The organism is Streptomyces megasporus (assembly GCF_000718985.1).
Lineage (GTDB): Bacteria > Actinomycetota > Actinomycetes > Streptomycetales > Streptomycetaceae > Streptomyces > Streptomyces megasporus.
On record NZ_JODL01000124.1, the window covers coordinates 1 to 364 of the forward strand.

1 protein-coding gene is annotated in these 364 nt (G+C 70.9%); it reads left to right on the plus strand.

Annotated elements, in window-relative coordinates:
• Positions 1-364: PP2C family protein-serine/threonine phosphatase (locus IF47_RS0126970; protein WP_031511672.1), on the plus strand; the 364-nt coding region annotated here is incomplete at both ends.

A 364-nucleotide genomic window follows, 5' to 3' on the forward strand; every position in this document is an offset into this window, starting at 1 on the left:
AGCTCGGCGGCGACTGGTACGACGTCATCCCGCTGCCCGACAACCACGTCGCCCTCGTCATCGGTGACGTCCAGGGCCACAACATCGAGGCAGCCGCCTTCATGGGGCAGGTGCGGGCCGGGTTGCGGGCCCTGGCCTCCGTCACCAGCGAGCCGGGCGAGGTCCTGGCACGGACCAATGATCTGCTGCTGTCCCTTGGCTCGGACCTGTTCGCCACCTGCACCTTCATGCGGCTCGATCCGTGCGCCGGGGTGCTGGAGAGCGCGCGGGCGGGGCATCTGCCCTGCATCTGGGCCACAGCCGACGGGAAGTCCGGCCTCACCTCGGACGAGGGCGGGCCGCCTCTCGGTGTCCAGACGGGGAC